The sequence below is a fragment of the Allostreptomyces psammosilenae genome (assembly GCF_013407765.1).
Classification (GTDB): domain Bacteria; phylum Actinomycetota; class Actinomycetes; order Streptomycetales; family Streptomycetaceae; genus Allostreptomyces; species Allostreptomyces psammosilenae.
The window spans coordinates 383637-404020 of record NZ_JACBZD010000002.1; the positions used below are offsets into that span (position 1 = coordinate 383637).

Sequence of the window (20384 nt, forward strand, 5' to 3'; positions counted from 1 at the left end):
GCTGTCGCGGGATGCCGTGCGGTCACGAGAGCCCTGTTGCCGCGGTTACAGGGTGGTGGTCCAGTGGCTGGGATGCAGTAGGCGCCAGGCGGCCATGCCGGTCTCGATCAGGGTGGCGCGCCACCGGGTCCGGGGCGGACGGCCGGTCTGGAGCCAGCGGGTGAGGTGGCGTTCGATGTCGGCCGCGAGGGCGACTGCGGTGGCCCGGTGGCCGATCAGTTGGATCGAGCCGGGGAGGAGCAGTGCCGCGGCGGTGCCGCTCTCGTCGAGGATGACTGGTCCGTGCCGGCCCTCGGGACGTCCGTGAGATGGATGGTGCGTGGATCGGTGGCGACCAGGTGTGCTCACAGGTCGTGGTGGGCGCGGCGGCCGGCGGGTGGTGTTCGCGAACGGGGCGGTCCAGCGGCTGTGCGGCGGTGCGAGCCCGCCGACGTAGAGGGCGTGCGGCGGAGTGCGGGGCGGGGAGCGCAGGGGGCCCGCTGGTGAGTGGTGGCATGCTCGTCATGGCGACGAGCCGAGCCTCGGCGAGGGATCCACCCGGTGGGCGGCGGGCGCTGGCCAGCGCCGCGCGCCGCCGTGGGCGATCGGGGCGATGAGCCGGCCACGCGGGGCGAGCTGGTCGAGCCAGTGCGGGGAGACGCCGGCGACGTCGCTGGTGACGTTCACCGCGTCGAACGGATCATGCTGCGGGGCGCCCTGGTAGGGGCCGTGGCCTGGTGGGACGGCGACATCGCTCACGCCGGCCGCGCGCAGGGCGGGCGGTGATCGGGCCACGCAGGCGGGGGTGGTGGGGGACGCAGACCCCGGGGCGTCCGGTGACGCGGGCCAGGACGGCGGTGGTCCGGCCGGTGCGGGCGCCGATCTGCCTGCCGGAGGTAGACGAGCGTGCCGTGCGTGGTGTGAAGTTCGGTGAGGCCCTGCCGGAGCGTCTGGCGGTGGCGACTCTCTCGGCCGGACTCACCGACTTCCCGGGAGCCACCAGGGCGCTACGGGAACCGGTTCCGTTTGTCACCGACGTCTGAGGTTACACAGTTCCGCGGCGGGAAACCCGGCGCTGGAGGACAGCTCATGCCGACTCGGGGAAAGGAGCGCCGGGCTGGAAGAGATAGGCTGCCGGAACAGAGAAGGTCAGGTCCGTCAGTTGGAACACGTGGCCCGGATAGCACATGGTGAGAATGAGTCCGGTTGATGCGTCGACCGCGGCCGTCATCGCGGCGCTTTCGTCTGACCGGCTGACAAAGCGCAGCAGACGCACACCGTCTTCCTGTTGCCCCTGCTCCTCGGCGAAGCGGTAGTCCCCCGCCGGCCGTCCCTCCCGCCGCTCCCAGATCGCTAGGTTGCGTGGGCGGACCATGGCCAACAGTCTGCCGTTGTGATGGATGCCCGGTGCCCCGGTGTCCTCGGCGGTCCACCCGCCGCCTGGCGTTCGTTGGTAGAGCCAGGGAGCAGCGAAGATTTCCTCCTTGCTCTCGCGGAGTATCCGCCAACGGTCGGGCGCGCGGTGGAGGAACCGAAGGCGGTCCGTGGTCTCGCCGTCCCTACAGACGGAGAAGGTGCCGCCCAGGCCTGGGGGATCGCAGTCCCACATGCGTTCCAGTAAGGCAATGGTGTTCAATCTTCCAGGCCCTTCTCGCTCGTGACGTGTCCGGCGGAAGTCACACGCGCCCCGCCGGACACGTCCGGATGTTCGGTTACGGGAAGTAACAGTTCCCGTCGTTGGTGGGGCAGATCCACGAGTTCGTCGTCAGAGTCGCGATCCACCATGTCTGGCTACCGTACCCCGTCGCCCGGAAGTCGCCTCCGAGGTCGGCGTGGTAGCTGCTGGCATCCTGCAACCGATTCCCGTAAATGACGCTCGACTGCCAGGAGCTCGCGATCCAACCCGGAGTCCGCCCGCTCTCGCCGCAGTATCCGTCGGGGCCGGTGTTCTCCTCGCGGCAGGTCAGTGAGAGGTAGGGGCTGATTGCGGGGCCGTAGTCGTTGTACACAAACAGAACATAGCGCGGCTGGCGCCCGTTCATGGTGACGCGGACGATGAAGTCGACAGCTCCAATGACGTCACCGCCGATACCGTAGGCGGCGTTTCCCTTGGCCTGTGACCGGTAAGGGCCGTCGTTCTGTCGACAGGTGGTGCCGTTCTCACACCACGTGTCCGGGTTGTCGAAAGCGGTGGGGTTTATGTCGGTGTTCCCGGCCTCGGATTTTGCTACCGAGATCGGGCGGTGCAGTCGTTCGTTGGCGCCTTCCTCGTTGATTCCTGTGTAGTTTAGCCCTTCCGCCGTGCAGGTCCAGGCGCCTTGCACGGTGGCCACGGCTTCCTCTACGCACGGCCTCAGTTCGGGCTCGACCATCACGGCGCCGGGCGAGTCGCTGCCTGTTCGAGGAATGTTTCCGAACGCCTGCCCTGCGCTACCGAGAAATAGCAGCGTGGCGGCGAGGATTCCGCCGATGACCCAGGTCGTACGGGGCCCGCATAATCGATTCATTCTCGTCCCTGTCTTCCGGTGTATGTGGATGCCTTGTGTCGCGAATGCCTCGCGGAAGGGTGCTTCCACAGTTTCATGTGCTTAAGAGATCGGAAAAGCGGGGAACTGGATCTGGCTGATAATCGTGCCTGTTTGGCGCGGTGCGATTCTGGACATGTCTGGAATGGAATGGGATAGTGGATGGAGGAAATCGGGGGGGCGGGCTCCGCTTAGGTGGCTTCGAGCCACCGGGGGCGTGCGCGTTCCGTCAGACCTGGACCGCTGTCTTCCTCCCGCGCCGTCGGCCCCGAACTCACGGCCGGGGCACCATCTCCAGAAGGTGACGGCTGAGTTCGGACAGTGGCTGCTCACGCTGGGGCAAGCGCGTGTCGTTCTCCCAAGCGGAGTCGCCTCTCGGCTACCGTCCGGCGAACTACGAGTCCTTGAACTTCGCGGACGCGGAGACCGGGCGAACGATCCACACCGCCGGCGGTGTGTTCTGGTTGGACGGCGGACGATGGTGGGTGGGCGAAGGGTTCCTGGACTACTGCGATCAGGAAGGGGTGGATCCGCTTGTGGAGTCTGGATTCGGCTACTGCCTCTCCCCCTATCGCTTCGGGCAGGAGTTCACCCCCGAGGCGGTGGTGCGGGCCGGGCTCGCCCGCTGGTGGGGCGACGACGAGGAGGCCGCGCTGGCCGCCGTGCGGGAGGTTTTCTCCCGGCACGGATGAGGTGTCCCGGGGTGGGTGCTGCTCACGCCAGGAGGTGGAGGTGGGTGGGGGCGGGGCCCAGGTGGATGGTCTGGGCGTAGGTGAGGTGGAGGGCGTCGGACTCGATGCCGTCGCCGAAGGCGACGAGGTGGTCGGACTCGACGGTGACGTGCAGGCGCTGCTCCCCCTCCAGCAGCCCCTGCACGTGCTCGGTGCCCGTGGCGGGCGAGGGCCAGGCCTCGCGGACGAACCAGGCGAGGGTGGGGTCGGTGGGGCCTGGGAGGGGGAAGGGGCGGGCGCGTTCGCGCCAGGCGGAGTGGCACCAGCCGGTGGAGCCGGTGCCGGTGCCGACGAGGATGCCGGAGGAGGCTTGGGGTTCGCCGGCGCCGGGTGCCGGGGAGCCGGTGGAAGTGGTCGGGGTGGTGGCGACGGTGAGGCGGTAGCGGGCGGTCTGGTGGGTGGGGTGGCCCAGGTAGATCTCGTTCAGGGCGAGGAGGCGTTGGCGGTCGTCGGTGACGGCCTGGACCATGATGCGGCGTTCGGTGTGGCGGTCGGCGGCGGGGGATGCGGCGGCGCGCAGCAGCCCGGGGACCTCGCGGGGGCGGTGACGGACCAGCACGCCGAGGTTGCGGCCCGGGTCGGTGTCGACGCCGATGACGGGTTGGCCGTCGAGGTACTTCGCGGTGTTGGCGACCAGGCCGTCCGGGCCCACGACCACCACGACGTCCTCCGGGGCGAAGAGGAAGCGGGCGAGGTCGGCGCGTTCGACGGTGGTGCGGCGCCAGTCGAGTGGGACGGCGGCGGCGACCTCGGCCAGGGCGCGCTGCTGGCGGTGGTGGCGTTCCTCCACCTCGGCGATGTCGCGCCCGCGGGAGGCCAGGAAGAAGGCGGCCTGGCCGTGGGTGCCGTGGCGGGCGACCAACTCGGTGTACTCGGTGGTGCGGTGGACCAGGACGGCGCGGGGGGCGAGGCTCATCGGGTGCGTCCGCGGCCGGGGGTGGGGCGCGTGGCGGGGGTGGGACGGTCCGCCGGGGTTGTGGCGGCGGGGGCCGGCGCGCCGGCTGTGGCGGCTGCGGTGGGCGGGGCGGCGGCGAGGCGGCTGAGCAGGCCGGTGAGGACGTCGGGGGTAAGGGTGAGGCTGCCGACGTTCGGCAGGTGCTCCGCGAGCCGGGTCACGGCGATGGCGTGCAGCGTCGCCGGGTCGGTGTCCTGGTGGACGCGCAGCCAGGCCGCCTGGGCGGTGGCCCTGGCCTCGCCGACGGCGCGGGCGGCGTCGGCCTCGGCCTGGGCGAGGCGGACCTGGCGGGCGGCCTCCGCCTCGGCGCGCACCGCGTCGGCGGCGGCGTTCTCCTCGGCCTGGCGGCGGGCGTTGGCGCCCTTCTGGGTGACCAGGGTCTCCTCGCGCCGGGCCAGTTCGATCTGGCTGGCCAGCTCGTTCTCGGCGATGGCGCGTTCCCGTTCGACGGCAACCGCGCGGCGCTCGTAGGTGGCCCGGTCGGCGTCCTGCTGGATCCGCTCCCGGGCGGGCGTCCGCAGCGCGCGCTCCACCTCCGGTTCGGGGCGGACCGCGAGGACGCGCACGGCGACCACGGCGAGGCCGGTCTGCGGCAGGCGCGGCTCGTCGGCGAGCGCGCCGCTGACGCGCTCCCGGACGGCGGCGACGCCGTCGGCCAGCGCGTCGGCCAGCGTGGTGCGGGCGAGCAGGTCCAGGGCGTGCTGCTGGGCGGTCTCGGTGAGCAGGGTGCTGATCTGCTCCAGTGGCGCGCCGCGCCAGGCGCCGGTGTCGGGGTCGATGGAGAAGTCGATGCGGTCGACGGCGGCCGTGGGGTCGGTGATCCGGTAGGTGAGGGTGGCCTGGACGGTGACGTCCTGGAAGTCGGCGGTGCGGGCGTGGAAGACCACGGCGAGTTCGCGGTCGTCGACGGGCACCTCGGACAGGGCGGCGGTCAGCGGCCGGAACCAGAAGCTCAGGCCGGTGCCGTCGTGGGCGAGACGGCCGCGGCGCAGGTGCCGGATGTGCGCGGTGGGCGTGGCGCGCAGGTGGCGCAGCCCGAACCGCCTGGTGATGTCCGCCATGGCGGGACCCCCTTTTCGTCGAGATGACGATATGACGCCGACGGCTTTATCGTCAAGATGACGTGAATGGGGGTGGTGGACACAGCGCGCCCCCCGCCCCCGGCGCCTGTGGAGGGAGCGCGCGGCGACGGGGCGGGGGACCCGGGAGAGCGGGACCGATGAGCGGGGACGGACGGCCGGGGAGGGTCAGGACTTCAGGTGCTCGGCGAAGAACGCGGTGATCCGCTCGCGCGCCTGGCGGGCCGTCGGCTCGTGGTAGCCGCCGCCGGCGATCCGCCCCATCACGGCCAGCAGCGCCGTGGTGTCCTCCTTGTCGTGCTTGTTGAGGAAGCCGTGCCCGGCGTCCGGGTACTCCTTGACGTCGTGCGGCACGCCGTTGGCGGTGAGCGCCCGCTCCAGCTGGCCGGCGGCTCCGCGCAGCGAACGGTCCTTCGCCCCGTAGCTGCCGACGATCGGGCAGGCGCCGGTCAGGAACGACTCGGCGTCCTTCGGGACGGCCCCGTAGTTGACGCCGGCGACCGAGAAGCCGTGCCCGGGGGCGAGCAGCAGGGCGAAGCCGCCGCCCATGCAGTACCCGATGACGCCGATCTTCCCGGTGCAGTCCTCCCGCGCCGCCAGCCACTCCCGTGCCGCGTCGGCGTCGTCGAACGCCCGCCCCTGACGGTTGCGGATGTCCCGCATCATCGAGCGCAGGCAGCTCATCCGCCCGCCCCAGGCCAGCAGGTCCGGGGCGAGCGCCAGGTACCCCTCGCCGGCCAGCCAGTCCGCCTGCCGACGCAGGTCGCCGCTCATGCCCCCGATGTCGTGGATGACCACGACGCCCGGCCACGGCCCGGGCGTCGTGGGCGTGGCCAGGTAGGCCGGCAGCTCGCCGCGCGGGGTGGGAATCCTCACTTCGTCCATGGCGCCCTCTCCTCGTCTGGCGTGTCGAGCTCACCCTACGGTTGCTGGTGGGGCGTCAGCGAGGGTGGACGACCCCTGCGACGGGAGTGTGATGCGTCACGGACGCGTCACTGGCGACGGGCGGTCAGCCGCCCAGCACGGCCGGCAGGACGGCGGCGAGCTGGGCGACCAGACCCGCCAGCGGGGCGACCGGCTGCACCAGGTCGCCGAGCCGGGTCAGCACCCGGCCCACCACGCCGGGATCCGGTGACCGCTGGCTCAGTTCCTCGTCCAGGATGTCGGCGGCGGCCCGTGCCGCGCCGGCGTCCGGCAGGTCCGCGGCGTGCTCGTCGAGCAGCCGGCGCAGTTCCCCGAGGAGCCCCTGGACGTCGCCGCGGGCCTCCTGGGCGCCGGAGCCCAGGACACGGCTGTCCCGGCTGATGGCACGCGCGCCCGACCCCACGGCCTGGTTGCCCACGTTGCTCACCCCGCCGAACTGCTGGACACCCTGGTTGTAGGGGGAGGGGTGCGGGGGTTCGGTCGGCATGCGGTCGGCTCCGTTCTGGTGTGTGGTGACTGCGTCGGTCAGGAGGGGCCGCCGCGGCGGGACGTGGCGGCGCCACCGGCGGCGCCGGGATCGCCGGCGTTCAGCACGCTGGCGCCCTGGCCCACGGCCTGGTTGCCGATGTTGCTGACACCACCGGTCTGGATGATGCCCTGGTTGAGGATCATCGACTGGTGGTTGCGGAAGTCCGAGGTGTCCACCCCGTGATCCTCCAGGAAGTCCAACAGGGCGGCGAGGACGTGCCCCTCCACGATCTTGAGGTGCTTGTTCGCGTCGAGCTTCTGGAAGTGGTCGTGGTAGCTGCCGTCGGCGATCGCCTCACGCAGGCTGACCGGCGCGCCGAAGTCGAACGCGAGGTCACGCTCGGACGCCCGGCGCAGTTCCCTGTGCAGGCGCGCGCGACGCAGGCCCGGCAGGGCGTGCCGCAGTACCCGGAACGGCGCGAGCACGGTGGCGGGAAGGAGGTACGCGGCGGCGGCGACCGCCGTGGCGGTGACCCGTTCCATGAGCGGCAGGTACGCCAGGTTGTCCAGGGCGTGGTATTCGCGCCGGACGGGGGCGAGCACGCTGCGGTCGCAGTGGATGTAGAGGGTGCGGCCGTCCGTGGACAGGTGCAGGAAGGTGCTGGCCACGAGTTCCCCGGCCCAGGAGGGGACGTGCGCGCACAGGTGGTGGCGGACCGCGCCGCGCGGGTCGGCGATCACCTCTGCCAGTTCCTCGGGGGCCAGCGGGGTGGCGGGCCCGCCGTCATGCCCGCGCAGCCGGTGGTCGGTGGACAGCGCGGTGCCGCTGACGAACACCCGGTCGCGCAGGACCAGGCCGTCCAGTCGTTCCCCGAGCGGCACGGCGTCCGCCGGTGCGTCCTCGGCGGCGGCCCGCAGCCGGTCCCGGACGTGTGCGACCACGTCGGCGACCTGGAAGGGGGTGGGCGCGGGCGCCGGTTGCCCCGTGTCGCCCCGGGGACGCGCCGTCTCCGTGGTGATTCCCCCCGCCACGTCCTGTGGCCGTGCCGGCAACAGCGGCACGGCGAAGGACCAGCCGCCGACGTCGTCACCGTGCCCGAGGAACGGCCGGTACCCCTGGTAGGGCGACACGTTCCCGCGCTCCGCCTCGGCGATGGCGGCCAGCCGGTCCCGGAGCCAGCCGGGCAGCGCGGGGCGGGACACGGGCAACTGGGAGCGCCGGAAGGCGTCCTGGCGCAGGTCGTTGGCGATCACCCGCTCCGCGGTCATCCGCTCGGCCAGCACCGCCCCGTAGCCGAGCAGCGCCAGCACGAGCGTGGTGGGCCAGGACCACAGCAGCAGCCCCACGGCCAGCAGCACCAGCAGTGTGACGTCGCGGGCCATGCGGCGCCGGCGCGCGGAGACCGCGTGCTCCAGCACCGTCGGCAGGTGGAAGCCGACAGACGGGGCGACGGCGTGCAGGTCGTCGAGGAGGAGAGTGTCCACGATGTAGCCGAGAGGGCCCTCCCGCCGCTGCACCGCCATGCAGGCGTACCGGGTGGCCTCACTGGTCTCGGGGTGCTCGCCGCTGCGTTCGATCGAATCCGGAGGGCCTGCCGGGGGCCCGCCGGTGGCACCGAACGAGGACCGGCCGAACAGTGGCGCGGTGGCGCGCCGGGCGCCCTGGCGTCCGCCCGTGTGGCGCACCCCGGGCGAGGAGGCGCCCCAGCTCCCGCCGCCGCGCCGGGTGAGAACGGTGGTGACCGAGACCACCAGGCCCATGACCAGACCGAAGGCGAGGCCGCGGCCCAGGCCTTCCGCCGCGTAGGGCGCCAGTTCCTCGGCCACGTCCCCGCCCAGCCACGGCCGGTACTCGTACCAGAAGAGGTAACCGTCCAGGACCCCGGCGACCGCCCCCGCCGTCGTCAGCGCGCCCATCCGGCCGAGCACCGCGCCCAGGCGGCCCCGCTGCTCAGTGCCCTCCCGCCCCAGCAGCCCCAGCAGCGGCACGGCCAGGACGAAAAGCAGCACCTCCGGGCCGATCGAGCTGACCAGCGGCAGCCAGGACGGCACGGCGTCGGCCCTCTCGGCCGGTGTGTACCGCAGGTCGGCGAAGCCGAGCACCCACCACGACCACCACGCCGCCTCGCTCTCCGTCGTGAGGGATCGCAGCCAGGTCGCCGTCCGGAAATTGCCCAGCAGCAGGATCGCGATCAGCAGGGTGCCCTGCCCCTGACCGAGGAGGCCCAGTCCGCGGACGGCCACGCGGGCGGATAACCGTATCCGTGGCCGTGGAACGAGTCCCGTCACCATGCGCACACCATAGGAGCCAGTGTGTCGCCGCGTGGCGGAAACGGGAATCCCGCGCGGCGGGCTGTCGTCCGCCGCGCGGGCGCGCGCGGGGGAACCGTGGGCGGGAACGGTTGCGCGGCGGTGGACGGGGCATGCGTTGGCTCTGCGCACCACCGACGGAGGCGATGACGGTGCAGGACTGCGACGGCGACGCCGCTGCCGCGGCGGGCGGGCTGGCGGAGGGGGCGGCGGACTCCTACCGCGCGCTCCCCCCGGAGGCGGCGCGGCTGTACCGGCTGCTCGGCCTGCACCCCGGGCCGGACTTCGGCGTCGGCGTGGCCGCGGCGGCGGCCGAGTTGCCGCCGGCCGAGGCCGCCGGGCTGCTCGAACGGCTCGCCGGCGGGCACCTGGTGGAGCGGGCCGGCCCGGACCGCTACCGCCTCCCCGACGCGGCGCGCGCCGACGCCCGGGCGCGGGTGCCGCGCGAGTGCGGCCCGGCGGAGCCGGCCGCCGCGGTGCACCGGATGGCGCGCTGGTACCTGGAGACGGCGGCCGCCGCCGACATGGTGCTGATGCCGGACCGGTGGCGGCTGGGCCCGGTCTACGACCGGCTGCGCTCCCGGGCCGGCGCCGCCGACGGGTCGCCCGAGGCGGCACTGGGCGTCCTCGAGGCCGAACGCGCCAACCTCCGGGCCATCGTGCGGGCGGCCGAGGAGTACGGCTTCGACGAGCTGGTGTGGCAGCTGTGCGAGGCGCTGTGGGGGCTGTACTTCCGGCACGGCCACCACGACGACTGGCTGGACACCCACCGGCGCGGCGTCGCGGCGGCGGAACGCTGCGCCGACCTGCGCGCCGAGGGCCGGATGCGCTGCCAGCTCGGTTTCGCCCTGCTGGCCCTTGAGCGGTGGGAGGAGGCCGAGGAGCAGTTCACCGGCGCCGAGCGCGCCGACGGCTCCGCCGGGCACCGGCGCGGGGAGGCGACGGCGCTGGAGTTCCTCGGCCTGCTGCGGATGCGGCAGTCCCGCTGGGCCGACGCGCTGATGGTGCTGGAGCAGGCCCGCGAGCTGGCCGCGGAGCTGGGCGACCCGCGCGCACTCGCCCTGCTGGAACACCACATCGGGCGGGCGCTGGGCGGCGAGGGCCGTTACGCGGACGCCGAACGCCAGCTCACCCGGGCCCGGGAACTGATGGCGCGGCTGCCCGACCCCTACAACGAGGCGCGGGTGATGACCAGCCTGGCGGAGGTCCTGCTGGCCGAGGGGCGCGCCACCGAGGCCGCGGGAGTGCTGGCCACCGTCGCGGAGGTGATGGAGCGGGAGCAGGCGGCCGGGCAGTCCGCGGCCGTCGCCGAACTGCGCTCCCGGGTGGCCGAGCGGCTCGGTGACCGGGACGGGGCGCTGCGCCACGCCCGGCGGGCACTGGACGGGTACCGGACGCTCGGCACGCCCCGGGCGGAGCGGCTGCGGGAGCGGGTCCGCGAGTTGGAGGGATGAGCCGTCGAACGGGAGGGATGAGCCGTCCAGGGCGGCCGCGGCCCCGACCAGACGGGAACGGCGGGAAGTCCGGCGGGGCCGGATCCCGGTCGGGGCCGCGGCGCGGGGCCCTGGGGCTCACACGTCGCGGCGGTGCACCACCAGCACGGCGACGACCACCGCGACGGCGGACCAGGCGCCGTACACCATCCACGCCTCGCCGATCGTCACCGGATACAGCTCCGGAAAGCGGGATGGCTGCGCGGGATTCTCCACCAGGGCCTCCCAGGCGTTGATCGGCATCGCGTTGCCGATCTCCTTGACCCAGCGGTACGTCTCGCCCCGGAACAGCTCCGGCAGCAGCAGGAGCGTCACGATCACGGAGACGACCGTGCCGGCCGCGTTCCGCACCACGGCCGCCAGGGCCATGCCGACCAGGGCGGACAGCGGGGCGAGCAGCGCCGAGCCGGCGACCGCCCGCAGCGCGCCGGGGGCACCGAACGGCAGGCCGATGTGCTGCTGGTCGTAGATCGCCTGGGTCACCCCGAACGAGGTCGCCGACACCAGCGCGCCGAACACCAGCATCACCGCCGTCACCACGGCCAGCTTGGCCGCGACCACCGCGCGGCGGGCCGGGACAGCCACGAACGTGGTGCGGATCAGCCCGCTGCCGTACTCGCCGGAGAGCGTGGCGGCGCCGACACTGCCGGCGACGATGACCAGGATCTGGAACGCCTGCGGGACGAAGGCGGCGTGCATCGGATCGATCGCGGAGCGCTGCAACTCGACGTCGACGGCGCGCGCGATCAGGTCCACGTTGGAACGGGCCGAGTTGGCCGTGATCCCCAGCACGACCAGCGCGCCCACCAGCAGGAGCAGGTAGGTCGACGGCAGCGACCACAGCTTGATCCACTCGGCGGCGAGGAGGTCACCGAACCTGGCCCGGACCGCCTCCCGCGGCCGGGCGGCCGAACCCAGCCGCGCGGTCGACGCGCTCACCTGGACTCCCCCGCCTGGTACTGGGCACTGTCGGCGGTCAGTTCCATGAACGCCTCCTCCAACGAGGACCTCCGGGTCACCAGTTCCTCCAGGGCGACGTCGTGCCGCCGGGCCAGTTCGCCGATCCGGCGGGCGTCGACGCCGGTCACCGTGCAGCCGTCGTCCCCCTCGGTGGTCACCGAGGCGCCCTCCGCGGCCAGCGCGGCCACCAGCGTGGTGATGTCCGGCGTGCGCACCGACACGCTCCGCCGGGTGCCGCGCGTCGCGAACTCGGTCAGCGACTCGGCGGCGATCAGTTCGCCCCGGCCGATGACCACCAACTGGTCGGCGGTGTGCTCCATCTCGCTCATCAGGTGGCTGGAGACGAACACCGTGCGCCCCTCGGCGGCCAGCCGGTGGAAGAGCCCGCGGACCCACTTGACGCCCTCCGGGTCCAGACCGTTGAGCGGCTCGTCGAACAGCAGCACCGGAGGATCGCCGAGCAGCGCCGCGGCGATGCCGAGCCGCTGCCGCATGCCGAGGGAGAACGTGCCGACGCGCCGCCGCGCCACCTCGGCCAGCCCCACCTCCTCCAGCACCTCGGCCACCCGCCGGCGCGGGATGCCGTTGCCGCGCGCCAGGGCGTGCAGATGCGCCGTCGCGCTCCGCCCACGGTGCACGTCGCCGGCGTCCAGCAGCGCGCCGACCTGGCGCAGCCCGCGCGGCAGCTCGCGGAACGGGCGGCCGTCGATGCTGACGGTGCCGCTCGTGGGAGTGTTGAGGCCGAGGAGCATCCGCAGCGTGGTCGTCTTCCCGGCGCCGTTGGGGCCGAGGAACCCGGTGACCAGGCCGGGGGAGACCGTGAAGCTCAGTCCGTTCACGGCGGTGACCCGGCCGTACCGTTTGGTCAGTTCGTTCACTTCGATCACCCGGCCAACGGTGCCCGGGCGACCACCCGCCGCACATCGGACCGCCGTTCACACCTGCCCCCGCCCCCGGTGGCCCGTGGGTGTAGGTCCACGGTCCAATGTGCGGTCGGGGCCCGCGCCCTACGATCGCGGAATGGACGCCACGTCGCCGCCTCCACCGCCCGCACCGTCTGCACCGGCTCCGCTGCCTGCACCGCATCAGCCGCTGCTCAAGCGGCTGCCGTTCGGCACGTGGACGGCCCTGGCCTGGTGCGCGGCGCTGGTGTACGCGGCCGTCGGCGGCGTCCGGCTGCCGGGCGAGGCCGACTACCACCGTCCGGGCGGGTCCGTCTTCACCCTCGGGGCCGGCCACTGGGCGCTGTTGGCGGTCGCCGCGGCCACCACGCTCGCCGGCAGCGTCCTGCTGCGCCGCCGACCGCTGACCGCCCTGGGCCTGCTGCTGGCCGGCTCCACGTGCACCGCGATGGCCCTGACCTCCACGGAGATCACCTTCACGCAGTTCATGGCGGCCGAGGTGGCACTGGCCCACATCGCGGCCACCCGGCCGCGCCGGAGCTCGGTCGTCGCCGCGGTGATGGCGCTGGGCGTGCTGTTCGGCTACGCCGTCGCGCGGCTGATGCTGGGCTTCTTCATCGGCACCTCCACCGAGCTGGCCGTCGCCCTGACCACCGTCATCGCCTGGCTGGTCGGCGACTCCATCCGGCTGGGCCGCGAGCAGGCCCTTACCGCGCACTCCCAGGCGGTCACCGCCGAACGGCTGCGGATCGCCCGGGAACTGCACGACATGGTGGCGCACAGCATCGGCATCATCGCCATCCAGGCCGGAGCGGCGCGCATGGTCATCGACACCCAGCCGACCCGGGCGCGGGACGCGCTGGGGGCCATCGAGAACGCCAGCCGGGAGACGCTGTCCGGGCTGCGCCGGATGCTCGGCGCCCTCCGTCAGGCCGAGGGGGCGTCCGGTCGGGGTGGGGCTGCGACGGCGCCGGGCCTGGCGGACGTCGACCGGCTGGCCGCCGCCACGACGGCCGCCGGCGTGCACGTGGAGGTGCGCTGGCGTGGGGAGCGGCGACCGCTTCCGGCCGAGATCGACCTGTCCGCGTTCCGGATCATCCAGGAGGCGGTGACCAACGTGGTGCGGCACGCCGGGGCCCGTCGGTGCAGGGTGACCGTCGACCAGCGGGATGGGGAGCTGGCGATCGAGGTGGTGGACTCCGGGCGGGGCGTGCACGGGAGGGGAGCGACCGCCGGCGCCGGATACGGCATCGTCGGGATGCGCGAGCGGGTCGCCCTGCTGCACGGCGACTTCACCGCCGGGCCACGCGCGGAGGGCGGCTTCCGCGTGGCCGCCCGGCTGCCGGTGTCGGAGCCGGTGGTGGTGACGGAGCCGGTGGGGGTGACGGCGTTGGCGGGGGTGTCGGTTGTGTCTGCTGTGTCTGCTGTGTCGGCGGAGGTGCCGGTGGGCGCGGGGGACGGCTCGTCGGTGAGGGTTCGATGACGGTCCGTGTGGTGCTCGCCGACGACCAGCCGCTGGTGCGCGCGGGCCTGAGCATGGTGATCGCCGACGCCGCCGACCTGTGTGTGGTCGGCGAGGCGGGAACCGGGGCGGAGGCGGTCCAACTGGTGCGGGACCTGCGGCCGGACGTCGTGGTGATGGACATCCGGATGCCCGGCATGGACGGCATCGAGGCCACCCGGATCATCACCGCCGGGCCGGTGACCGCGCGCGTGGTGGTGCTGACCACGTTCGACGACGATGACTACGTCTACGGGGCGTTGCGGGCCGGGGCCTCCGGCTTCCTGGTCAAGGACATGGCGCTGGCGGACATCCTCACGGCGATCCGGGTGGTCGCCGCCGGGGACGGGCTGATCGCGCCGAGCGTCACCCGCCGCCTGATCGAGGAGTTCGCCGGGCGCCCCGAGCGGCCGCCCACGCCGCGCCACCGACCGGTGGAGGGCATCACGGAGCGTGAGCGCGAGGTGCTGACCTGTGTGGGCAGCGGGCTGTCGAACGCCGAGATCGCGGCACGGCTGATGATCAGCGTGGCCACCGTGAAGGCGTACGTGACCCGGCTGCTGGCCAAGTTGGACGCCCGCGACCGGGTCCACCTGGTCATCATCGCCTACGAGATGGGCCTGGTCTCGCCGCACGGCAACGACCGGGCGGGGCGCTGATCGAGGGCTGGTGGCGCCGTGGTTTGCACGGTGGGGGCGGCGGTGCCTGTGCGGGTCGCCATGGCACGGTCAGGAGTTATCCACAGGCGGGGAGTTGGGGGGTGCGCTGAGTGATCGCAACATGGGATCCTGAAATCGGGGGTCCCCCCAGGCCGATGGCATTTTTGGGCGCGCAATCGTGGCATGTTCCCGGCGAGCATCAGGGGCCGCGAGTGCCACGGAGCCGAAGAGCGCGAAGCCCACGAGCCCTCGAAGATCACGAACCTCACGAACTCCACCAACCTCACGCGCCCGCGAACTTCCCGCGCTTGGGGACTCTTCCCGCACAGCGGACTTCCCGCGCTCGCGAACTTCACGCCCGTGAACTCCACGAGCCCCACGAACTCCACAAGCCCGCGAACTCCATGAGCCCCCACGAACTCCATGAGCCCTCACGAACTCCATGAGCCCTCACGAACTCCATGAGCCCCACGAACCCACGATGGCGGTCCGAATTTGCCATGGCGCGGTCAGGAGTTATCCACAGGACGGAAGTTGGGGGCTGCGCTGAGTGATCACAGCGTGGGATCCTGAAATCGGGGGTCCCCCCAGGCCAATGGCATTCCTGGGCGAGGAATCGTGGCATGTCCGTGGCGAACCGCGGGGACCGCCACACAAGCGCGGCGAGCACCACAATCACCCTGGGTCCCAGGGCGCCTCACGAGCGCGGCGAGCACCACAATCACCCTGGGTCCCAGGGTGCCTCACGAGCGCGGCGAGCACCACAATCACCCTGGGTCCCAGGGTGCCTCACGAGCGCGGCGAGCACCACACCACCCTGGGTCCCAGGGTGCCTCACGAGCGCGGCGAGCACCACACCACCCTGGGCCCCAGAGCGCCTCACGAGCGCAGCGAGTGCCCATAACCGCATTGAGCCTCAGGACACCACAAGCAGCGCACGAGCGCCAACAACCCCACTGAGCCCCAGGCCGCCACAAGCGCCATACGACCACCACCCACGACCCACCAACCCCCACGCCACCATGGCGGCCGATCGGTCCGGTAGCCCGCGGCGGCGACGCGCTCGTCGCGCCCTGGGGCGGCGGCCCGTCAGACCGAGTCGTCGAGGGGCAGACCGGCGCGGTCGCGCAGGATGCTCATCCAGTCCGGCAGCAGCAGGAACCGCCGGTTGCTCGGGACGCGTTCGAGGTTGACCGGGCAGCGTCCCTGCGGCCCGCTGGCGCCGCACGGGCAGTGCCGCTCCGCGGAGATCTGGCCCTGTCCCTGCCAGACCACCATGGCCTGCCGCACGGACGGGACGTCCTCGTCGATGCAGGCCGCCAGCAGGTCCAGCGAGACCGGCATCTCGTCCGGGAAGTCGAGGAAGTGACCGACGTAGTCCAGCAGCCGGTCGATCACCGGGTTCATCAGCGCCACCCAGCGCTGCTCCTCCATCCAACTGGTGAGCGATTCGGGCAGCGGCAGCACCTGGTCGGGGTAGGGCAGCGCCGGTGGCAGCCGCCACAGCACCCCGGGGGCCAGCGGGTAAGGCTCGATCAGACCCCAGTCGGTCATCAGCCGGACGAGCTCCCGCAGGGTCTGCGGGCAGGGCAGCCCGGCCCCGGCCATGGCCTGCTCGAACAGCTCGCGGCGGTCGCGCATTCGGCGCCGCTCCCGTTCCACGGACGCCGGGTCCTCGAACGGCGAGCGCGGCCGGACGTTCTCGCCCCAGTCCACCAGCGTCTCCCAGCCGTGCGGATACTGCGGCGAGCGGGGGAAGCAGGTGCTGAGGTCGAAGTACTCGGTCAGGTCGCCGTCGATCTCTGCCTCGGCGTCGGTGACGTACGAGCAGGACATGAAGACGCTGTAGGCGCCCGGTGGCATGACGGCGTCCCAACCGTTGCGGAACCAGTCCTGGTAGACGTCGTGCGGCATGGCAGCCCCCGGATCACGTGCTTGCGGCTGCCGCGCCCCGCCGGGTACCCGCGGCAGCGGAATGGCGCTGGACGCCCGGGGACGCGCGCCGGCCTGGACCGGAGCGGAGCTCCTCGGAGCGATGCTGATCACAATACGGATCGCGGCACGTCTTATCGCCCCTGTTCACTCGAACGTGTGAATTCCAGGCCCGTAACTATTAGGTGAAGGCCGTGCGGGAAGGGGGGCGCCGGGCTCGCGGGCTCAAATGATGATCGGCGTGATGACGCGACGCTTCGGAGCGACATCGCGTCAGTGCGCCACCGTCGTCAGTGCGCCACCGTCGTCAGTGCGGCACCGTGTCAGGGCCACCACGGGTCACAGCGACTCCAGCCCGCTGTTCAGCAGGTTCTCGCAGTGGCGCATGTGCTCGGCCAGCCAGTCGCCGCTGTAGCCGCGCGGCACCACCTCGACCACCATCACCAGGCCCAGGTAGACGCGGTAGAGGGCGAGGCGGGCGCGGGCGGCGGGTGTGGTCGGGTCCCACCGGCCGCCGGCGGCCCGGTAGCCGTCCAGCAGGTCGGCGTCCTCCTCGGCCGTGCCGAAGGGGTCCAGGCCGACCAGGTCCGCAAGGGGATCGCCCCACCAGGCGCGTTCGGTGTCGATGACGCCGGTGATCCGGGGCTCGTCCCCGCCGGCGCCCGGGACGGACGGGCCGGACGGGCCGGTCGGGCCGGTCGGGCCGGTCGCCACGAAGACGTTGCCCGGCCACAGGTCGAAGTGCACCAGCGACGCCTCGGTGACCTCGGCGAGGTGCCCGTGGTGGTCGCGCAGCGCCCGGCGCACCCGGTCGGTGGGCAGCGGGACGCCCCAGTGCTCCCCGTCGGCCAGGACGGCCTCCACCATGGCGGTGAAGGCGGCGGGCCAGTCGTCCGCGTGCAGGCCCACCGGCCGGTGCGGGTAGCCGAAGCGCACGTCGCCGGCGGCGGGCTGCGGGCGCACGGTGTGCAGGGCGGCGAGCACGGATCCGAGTTGGCGGCGGAGCGCGCGGCTGTCCTCGGGGGACAGCTCGGCGAGCAGGTCGGACCACGGCCGTCCGGGCAGGGCCGAGAGGAGGAGGACGTCCGCGTCGGGCAGCGCCGCGACCGCTTCGTGGTGCGCGTCGATGCTCTTGGCCGGAGCGTCGAGCCGCGCCGCCACGACGTCCGGGACCGGCACGCCGGCCACGCCCGCCAGCCGCCGGTAGACGGCGGTCTCGGTGCGCATCAGCCCGTGCTCGTGGGTCAGCAGCGGGGCGTCCGCCGGTGGGGACGCCTTGAGGACGACGTCGCGCCCGTCGTCGAGGAGCAGGCGGTAGGCGGCGTTGAACATGCCGCCGGTCAGCTCGGTGGTCCGGGAGATCCGGGCGCCGTCCAGCAGCTCGGCGACGAGGGCGTCGAGCACGGGGCGGTCCAGGTGGCGCTTGGTCAGGCTCATCAGGCGATCCGACGCTCGTGGTGGCAGGGCTGGCGCGGCACCGACGCGTGAAGCGCCGACGCCGATGGCCAGCCCGACCGGTGACTGGCGGGTGGCGCCGGAACCGGGGTGGCCGAGGATGTGGGGAACCGGATGTGGAACGTAGTGATCACCGTGACGGCCGTCAAGCGTTCGGGCGTCGGCGGCCGGCTTCGGTCGCCGGTGTCGGGCGCCGGTGTCGGGCCCCGGCATCAAGCCCCGGTGGCGCGGGCGAGCTGGGCGGCGAAGCCGAGGAACAGGGCGCCGACACCTCCGGAGAGACCGGCGGTGAGCCGGCGGCGGCTCCGGAAGTACCCGGCCAGGGTGGTGCCGGCCAGTATCAGCGTCGTGAGGTACAGCATGCTCGCCAGCTGCACGATCGCCCCGAGCAGCAGGAAGGACAGCCAGGGGCGGTCGTAGGCGGGGTCGACGAACTGGATGAAGTAGGAGATGAAGAACAGGATCGCCTTGGGGTTGAGGAGGCTGACGATCAGCGCGCGGCGGAACGGCCGCTCGGTCGCGGTGGACGCGCGGGACGTGGGGGCCGTGGCAGAGGCGGCGGACGAGGCGGACGTGACTGCCCCGGCGCCGGTCCCGTCCGGGGCGTGGTTCGGGCCGGTCCGGCCGCGCCAGGAGCGCCAGGCTCCCCGGAGCATCCCGATGCCGAGCCACACCAGGTAGGCGGCGCCGGCGTACTTGATGGCGGTGAACAGCACCGGGTTGGCGCGCAGCAGCGAGGCGGCGCCGGCCGCGGAGAGCAGCATCAGGGTCGTGTCACCGATGAAGACCGCCGCGGCGGCGGTGTAGCCGGCGCGCACTCCCCGGCGGGCGGCCACCGAGAGGGTGTACAGCGAGTTCGGGCCCGGGAGCAGGATGATCGCCACGACGCCGATCACGTAGGTGGGCAGATCGGTGACTCCGAGCATCGGCGAGCCTTTCGCGGTGGCGGCGGGACGCGGGGGACGGGTGGTGCGGGGGGCGTGCGGGCGGGGGACGTGCGGTGCGGCGTGGCCCCGTGGTTCGGGGGGCGTGCGGTGCCTGCCGGGGGCGGGCCCGGCGGTGGACCGGACGATCAGCAGTGCGTGTCGCGGGAGCGGCCGTGTGCCCGGGCGGCGTGGCGGGGGTGTTCGTGGGCCCACTGGGCGAGGGCGTCGAGCGCCGGACGCAGGGCCAGCCCGGCCTCGGTGAGCCGGTACCGCACGCCGAGCGGAGGGCCGGGGACGACCTCGCGGACCACGAGGTCGGCTTCGGTGAGTTCGGCCAGTCGTTCGGAGAGCATGCGCTCACTGATGCCCGGGATGGCGCGGCGCATCTCGGCGAAGTGGGCCGGCTGCTGGTTCAGCAGGACGGCCAGGATCAGGCCGTTCCACCGCTTGCCGAGAAGTGAGAAGACGCGGGCGATGGCGTCGTCGGCCCCTCTGCACTCGCCGCTCATGAACACGCTCCGCTCATGGACGTCATGGTACTGGCCCTCACTGTGGCTTCCGAGGGAGCAGGAGGATCCGAAGTAGCTGCGTCTTTTGCAGGTGCCTGAGTTTTAGTAAGCTCCTATCGCGGTTAAAGCCACGGAGCCGGACCGGCTGGCCGGTCGGCCTGGTTCCGTGTGCGCCCCGCACCCTCCATGCCTACTGACCACGCGCTCGACGTTCGGCGCGTGCGGACTCCGGGAGCAACCAGTGGCACACCTTCTGCACATCGACGCCTCCGCCCTCTCGCAGGGCTCCGTCTCGCGTGACGTCAGCGCGATCTTCCGCCGGGCCTGGGAGGAGCAGCACCCGGAGGGAGTCGTCACCTACCGTGACCTCGCCGCCAACCCCCTGCCGCACCTCGACGAGGCGGCGATCACCGCCCGCTCGACCCCCGCCGAGTCCCGGACGGCCGAGCAGCGGGCCGCCGCGGCCGTCGAGGACGAGCTGATCGAGGAGCTGCTGAAGGCGGACGCCTACCTGATCGGCGTGCCGATGTACAACTTCTCCGTCCCCTCCACCTTGAAGGCGTGGCTGGACTGGATCCTGTCCGCCGGCCGCACCTTCGGCATGGACCCGAAGGACTCCCCGATCGCCGGGCGGCCGGTCACGTTGATCAGCAGCCGGGGTGGCGCCTACGGCCCCGGTACCCCGCGCGACGGCTGGGACTACGCGGAGCCGTTCCTGCAGCAGGTGCTCGCCAAGGCGCTGGGCCTGGACGTCACGGTGATCACCGCCGAGCTCACCATGGCGCACCTCAACCCGGCGATGGCGGAGCTCCGCCCGGCCGCCGAGGCCTCGCGCGCCAGCGCGGAGCAGGCCGCCGCCGCGCAGGCCAAGGAGGTGCTCAGCCGCCTCGGGGTCTGATGGCTGTTGGGGGATGCGCCAGGAACATGCCAGGATTTCGCACCCACCACCACCATCGGCCTGGGGGGACCCCCTTCTTCAGGATCCCATCCGGGGGCTACCGAGCGCATCCCCCCTCTAGCCGCCTGTGGATAACCCCGCCCGTGGACGACTCCCCGCCTGCGGGCGACCCCCGCCC

General features: G+C 72.9%; 20 protein-coding genes. 5 read left to right on the forward strand and 15 right to left on the reverse strand.

Features of this window, described 5'->3' with window-relative positions:
- Positions 1 to 45: 45 nt before the first annotated feature.
- The 4 genes from FHU37_RS23930 to FHU37_RS23945 form a co-directional block, all read right to left on the reverse strand.
- Positions 46 to 348, reverse strand: a complete 303-nt coding sequence (locus FHU37_RS23930; protein WP_179816741.1) for a hypothetical protein — start codon at positions 346 to 348, stop codon at positions 46 to 48.
- A gap of 153 nt (positions 349 to 501) precedes the next feature.
- Positions 502 to 774 carry a hypothetical protein gene (locus FHU37_RS23935; protein WP_179816742.1) on the reverse strand — a complete coding sequence of 91 codons (273 nt, stop codon included), beginning with the start codon at positions 772 to 774 and terminating at the stop codon, positions 502 to 504.
- A 292-nt stretch (positions 775 to 1066) separates the two neighbouring features.
- Positions 1067 to 1615, reverse strand: a complete 549-nt coding sequence (locus tag FHU37_RS23940) for a hypothetical protein (RefSeq protein ID WP_179816743.1) — start codon at positions 1613 to 1615, stop codon at positions 1067 to 1069.
- A gap of 76 nt (positions 1616 to 1691) precedes the next feature.
- Positions 1692 to 2312: a hypothetical protein gene (locus FHU37_RS23945; RefSeq protein ID WP_179816744.1), complete on the reverse strand. Its 621-nt coding sequence runs from the start codon at positions 2310 to 2312 to the stop codon at positions 1692 to 1694.
- Between the two features lie 539 nt (positions 2313 to 2851).
- On the opposite strand from FHU37_RS23945, the gene FHU37_RS23950 reads away from it, so the two are divergent.
- Positions 2852 to 3196, forward strand: a complete 345-nt coding sequence (locus tag FHU37_RS23950; RefSeq protein ID WP_179816745.1) for a hypothetical protein — start codon at positions 2852 to 2854, stop codon at positions 3194 to 3196.
- Between the two features lie 22 nt (positions 3197 to 3218).
- On the opposite strand, the gene FHU37_RS23955 is transcribed toward FHU37_RS23950, so the two are convergent.
- The 5 genes from FHU37_RS23955 to FHU37_RS23975 form a co-directional block, all read right to left on the reverse strand.
- On the reverse strand, positions 3219 to 4151 hold the full coding sequence (locus FHU37_RS23955) for an NAD(+)/NADH kinase (protein WP_179816746.1): 933 nt from the start codon (positions 4149 to 4151) through the stop codon (positions 3219 to 3221).
- Positions 4148 to 5251: an SPFH domain-containing protein gene (locus FHU37_RS23960; protein WP_179816747.1), complete on the reverse strand. Its 1104-nt coding sequence runs from the start codon at positions 5249 to 5251 to the stop codon at positions 4148 to 4150. The genes FHU37_RS23955 and FHU37_RS23960 overlap by 4 nt, the downstream gene beginning before the upstream one ends.
- Positions 5252 to 5437: 186 nt before the next feature.
- Positions 5438 to 6154 carry a dienelactone hydrolase family protein gene (locus FHU37_RS23965; protein WP_179816748.1) on the reverse strand — a complete coding sequence of 239 codons (717 nt, stop codon included), beginning with the start codon at positions 6152 to 6154 and terminating at the stop codon, positions 5438 to 5440.
- 124 nt (positions 6155 to 6278) lie between these two features.
- Positions 6279 to 6680: a hypothetical protein gene (locus FHU37_RS23970; protein ID WP_179816749.1), complete on the reverse strand. Its 402-nt coding sequence runs from the start codon at positions 6678 to 6680 to the stop codon at positions 6279 to 6281.
- A gap of 38 nt (positions 6681 to 6718) precedes the next feature.
- On the reverse strand, positions 6719 to 8905 hold the full coding sequence (locus tag FHU37_RS23975) for an AbeC-like domain-containing protein (RefSeq protein WP_179816750.1): 2187 nt from the start codon (positions 8903 to 8905) through the stop codon (positions 6719 to 6721).
- Positions 8906 to 9117: 212 nt separating this feature from the next.
- On the opposite strand from FHU37_RS23975, the gene FHU37_RS23980 reads away from it, so the two are divergent.
- The gene (locus FHU37_RS23980; RefSeq protein WP_179816751.1) at positions 9118 to 10425 is read left to right on the forward strand and encodes a tetratricopeptide repeat protein; all 1308 of its coding nucleotides are present in this window, start codon (positions 9118 to 9120) and stop codon (positions 10423 to 10425) included.
- Positions 10426 to 10542: 117 nt separating this feature from the next.
- On the opposite strand, the gene FHU37_RS23985 is transcribed toward FHU37_RS23980, so the two are convergent.
- On the reverse strand, positions 10543 to 11403 hold the full coding sequence (locus tag FHU37_RS23985; protein WP_179816752.1) for an ABC transporter permease: 861 nt from the start codon (positions 11401 to 11403) through the stop codon (positions 10543 to 10545).
- Positions 11400 to 12311, reverse strand: a complete 912-nt coding sequence (locus FHU37_RS23990; RefSeq protein ID WP_179816753.1) for an ABC transporter ATP-binding protein — start codon at positions 12309 to 12311, stop codon at positions 11400 to 11402. The genes FHU37_RS23985 and FHU37_RS23990 overlap by 4 nt, the downstream gene beginning before the upstream one ends.
- Before the next feature lie 133 nt (positions 12312 to 12444).
- Here FHU37_RS23990 and FHU37_RS23995 point away from each other — a divergent pair, with 133 nt between their 5' ends.
- Entirely contained in the window at positions 12445 to 13809 is a 1365-nt protein-coding gene (locus FHU37_RS23995; protein WP_179816754.1) for a sensor histidine kinase, read from the forward strand.
- Positions 13806 to 14486: a response regulator gene (locus tag FHU37_RS24000; protein WP_179816755.1), complete on the forward strand. Its 681-nt coding sequence runs from the start codon at positions 13806 to 13808 to the stop codon at positions 14484 to 14486. Before FHU37_RS23995 ends, FHU37_RS24000 begins: the two co-directional genes overlap by 4 nt.
- A gap of 1089 nt (positions 14487 to 15575) precedes the next feature.
- Here the strand turns inward: FHU37_RS24000 and FHU37_RS24005 are convergent.
- The 4 genes from FHU37_RS24005 to FHU37_RS24020 form a co-directional block, all read right to left on the reverse strand.
- Entirely contained in the window at positions 15576 to 16400 is an 825-nt protein-coding gene (locus FHU37_RS24005) for a DUF6042 family protein (protein ID WP_179816757.1), read from the reverse strand.
- Between the two features lie 357 nt (positions 16401 to 16757).
- Positions 16758 to 17855 (reverse strand): phosphotransferase family protein, encoded by a 1098-nt coding sequence (locus FHU37_RS24010; RefSeq protein ID WP_179816758.1) that lies wholly within the window; start codon positions 17853 to 17855, stop codon positions 16758 to 16760.
- Between the two features lie 230 nt (positions 17856 to 18085).
- Positions 18086 to 18799 carry a leucine efflux protein LeuE gene (gene leuE, locus FHU37_RS24015; protein ID WP_179816759.1) on the reverse strand — a complete coding sequence of 238 codons (714 nt, stop codon included), beginning with the start codon at positions 18797 to 18799 and terminating at the stop codon, positions 18086 to 18088.
- A gap of 146 nt (positions 18800 to 18945) precedes the next feature.
- Positions 18946 to 19308: a winged helix-turn-helix transcriptional regulator gene (locus FHU37_RS24020; protein WP_179816760.1), complete on the reverse strand. Its 363-nt coding sequence runs from the start codon at positions 19306 to 19308 to the stop codon at positions 18946 to 18948.
- Positions 19309 to 19549: 241 nt separating this feature from the next.
- Between FHU37_RS24020 and FHU37_RS24025 the strand changes: the two genes are divergently transcribed.
- A complete protein-coding gene (locus tag FHU37_RS24025; RefSeq protein ID WP_179816761.1) occupies positions 19550 to 20206 on the forward strand; it encodes an FMN-dependent NADH-azoreductase in 657 nt (218 codons plus the stop codon).
- The last annotated feature ends 178 nt before the right edge of the window (positions 20207 to 20384 follow it).

Excerpts from the sequence above, each read along its gene's own strand:
- FHU37_RS23955 (WP_179816746.1), bottom strand. The coding sequence starts at position 4,151 with ATGAGCCTCGCCCCCCGCGCCGTCCTGGTCCACCGCACCACCGAGTAC.
- FHU37_RS23960 (WP_179816747.1), bottom strand. The coding sequence starts at position 5,251 with ATGGCGGACATCACCAGGCGGTTCGGGCTGCGCCACCTGCGCGCCACG.
- FHU37_RS23965 (WP_179816748.1), bottom strand. The coding sequence starts at position 6,154 with ATGGACGAAGTGAGGATTCCCACCCCGCGCGGCGAGCTGCCGGCCTAC.
- FHU37_RS23970 (WP_179816749.1), bottom strand. The coding sequence starts at position 6,680 with ATGCCGACCGAACCCCCGCACCCCTCCCCCTACAACCAGGGTGTCCAG.
- FHU37_RS23980 (WP_179816751.1), top strand. The coding sequence starts at position 9,118 with ATGACGGTGCAGGACTGCGACGGCGACGCCGCTGCCGCGGCGGGCGGG.
- FHU37_RS23995 (WP_179816754.1), top strand. The coding sequence starts at position 12,445 with ATGGACGCCACGTCGCCGCCTCCACCGCCCGCACCGTCTGCACCGGCT.
- FHU37_RS24000 (WP_179816755.1), top strand. The coding sequence starts at position 13,806 with ATGACGGTCCGTGTGGTGCTCGCCGACGACCAGCCGCTGGTGCGCGCG.
- FHU37_RS24005 (WP_179816757.1), bottom strand. The coding sequence starts at position 16,400 with ATGCCGCACGACGTCTACCAGGACTGGTTCCGCAACGGTTGGGACGCC.
- FHU37_RS24010 (WP_179816758.1), bottom strand. The coding sequence starts at position 17,855 with ATGAGCCTGACCAAGCGCCACCTGGACCGCCCCGTGCTCGACGCCCTC.
- leuE (WP_179816759.1), bottom strand. The coding sequence starts at position 18,799 with ATGCTCGGAGTCACCGATCTGCCCACCTACGTGATCGGCGTCGTGGCG.
- FHU37_RS24020 (WP_179816760.1), bottom strand. The coding sequence starts at position 19,308 with ATGAGCGGCGAGTGCAGAGGGGCCGACGACGCCATCGCCCGCGTCTTC.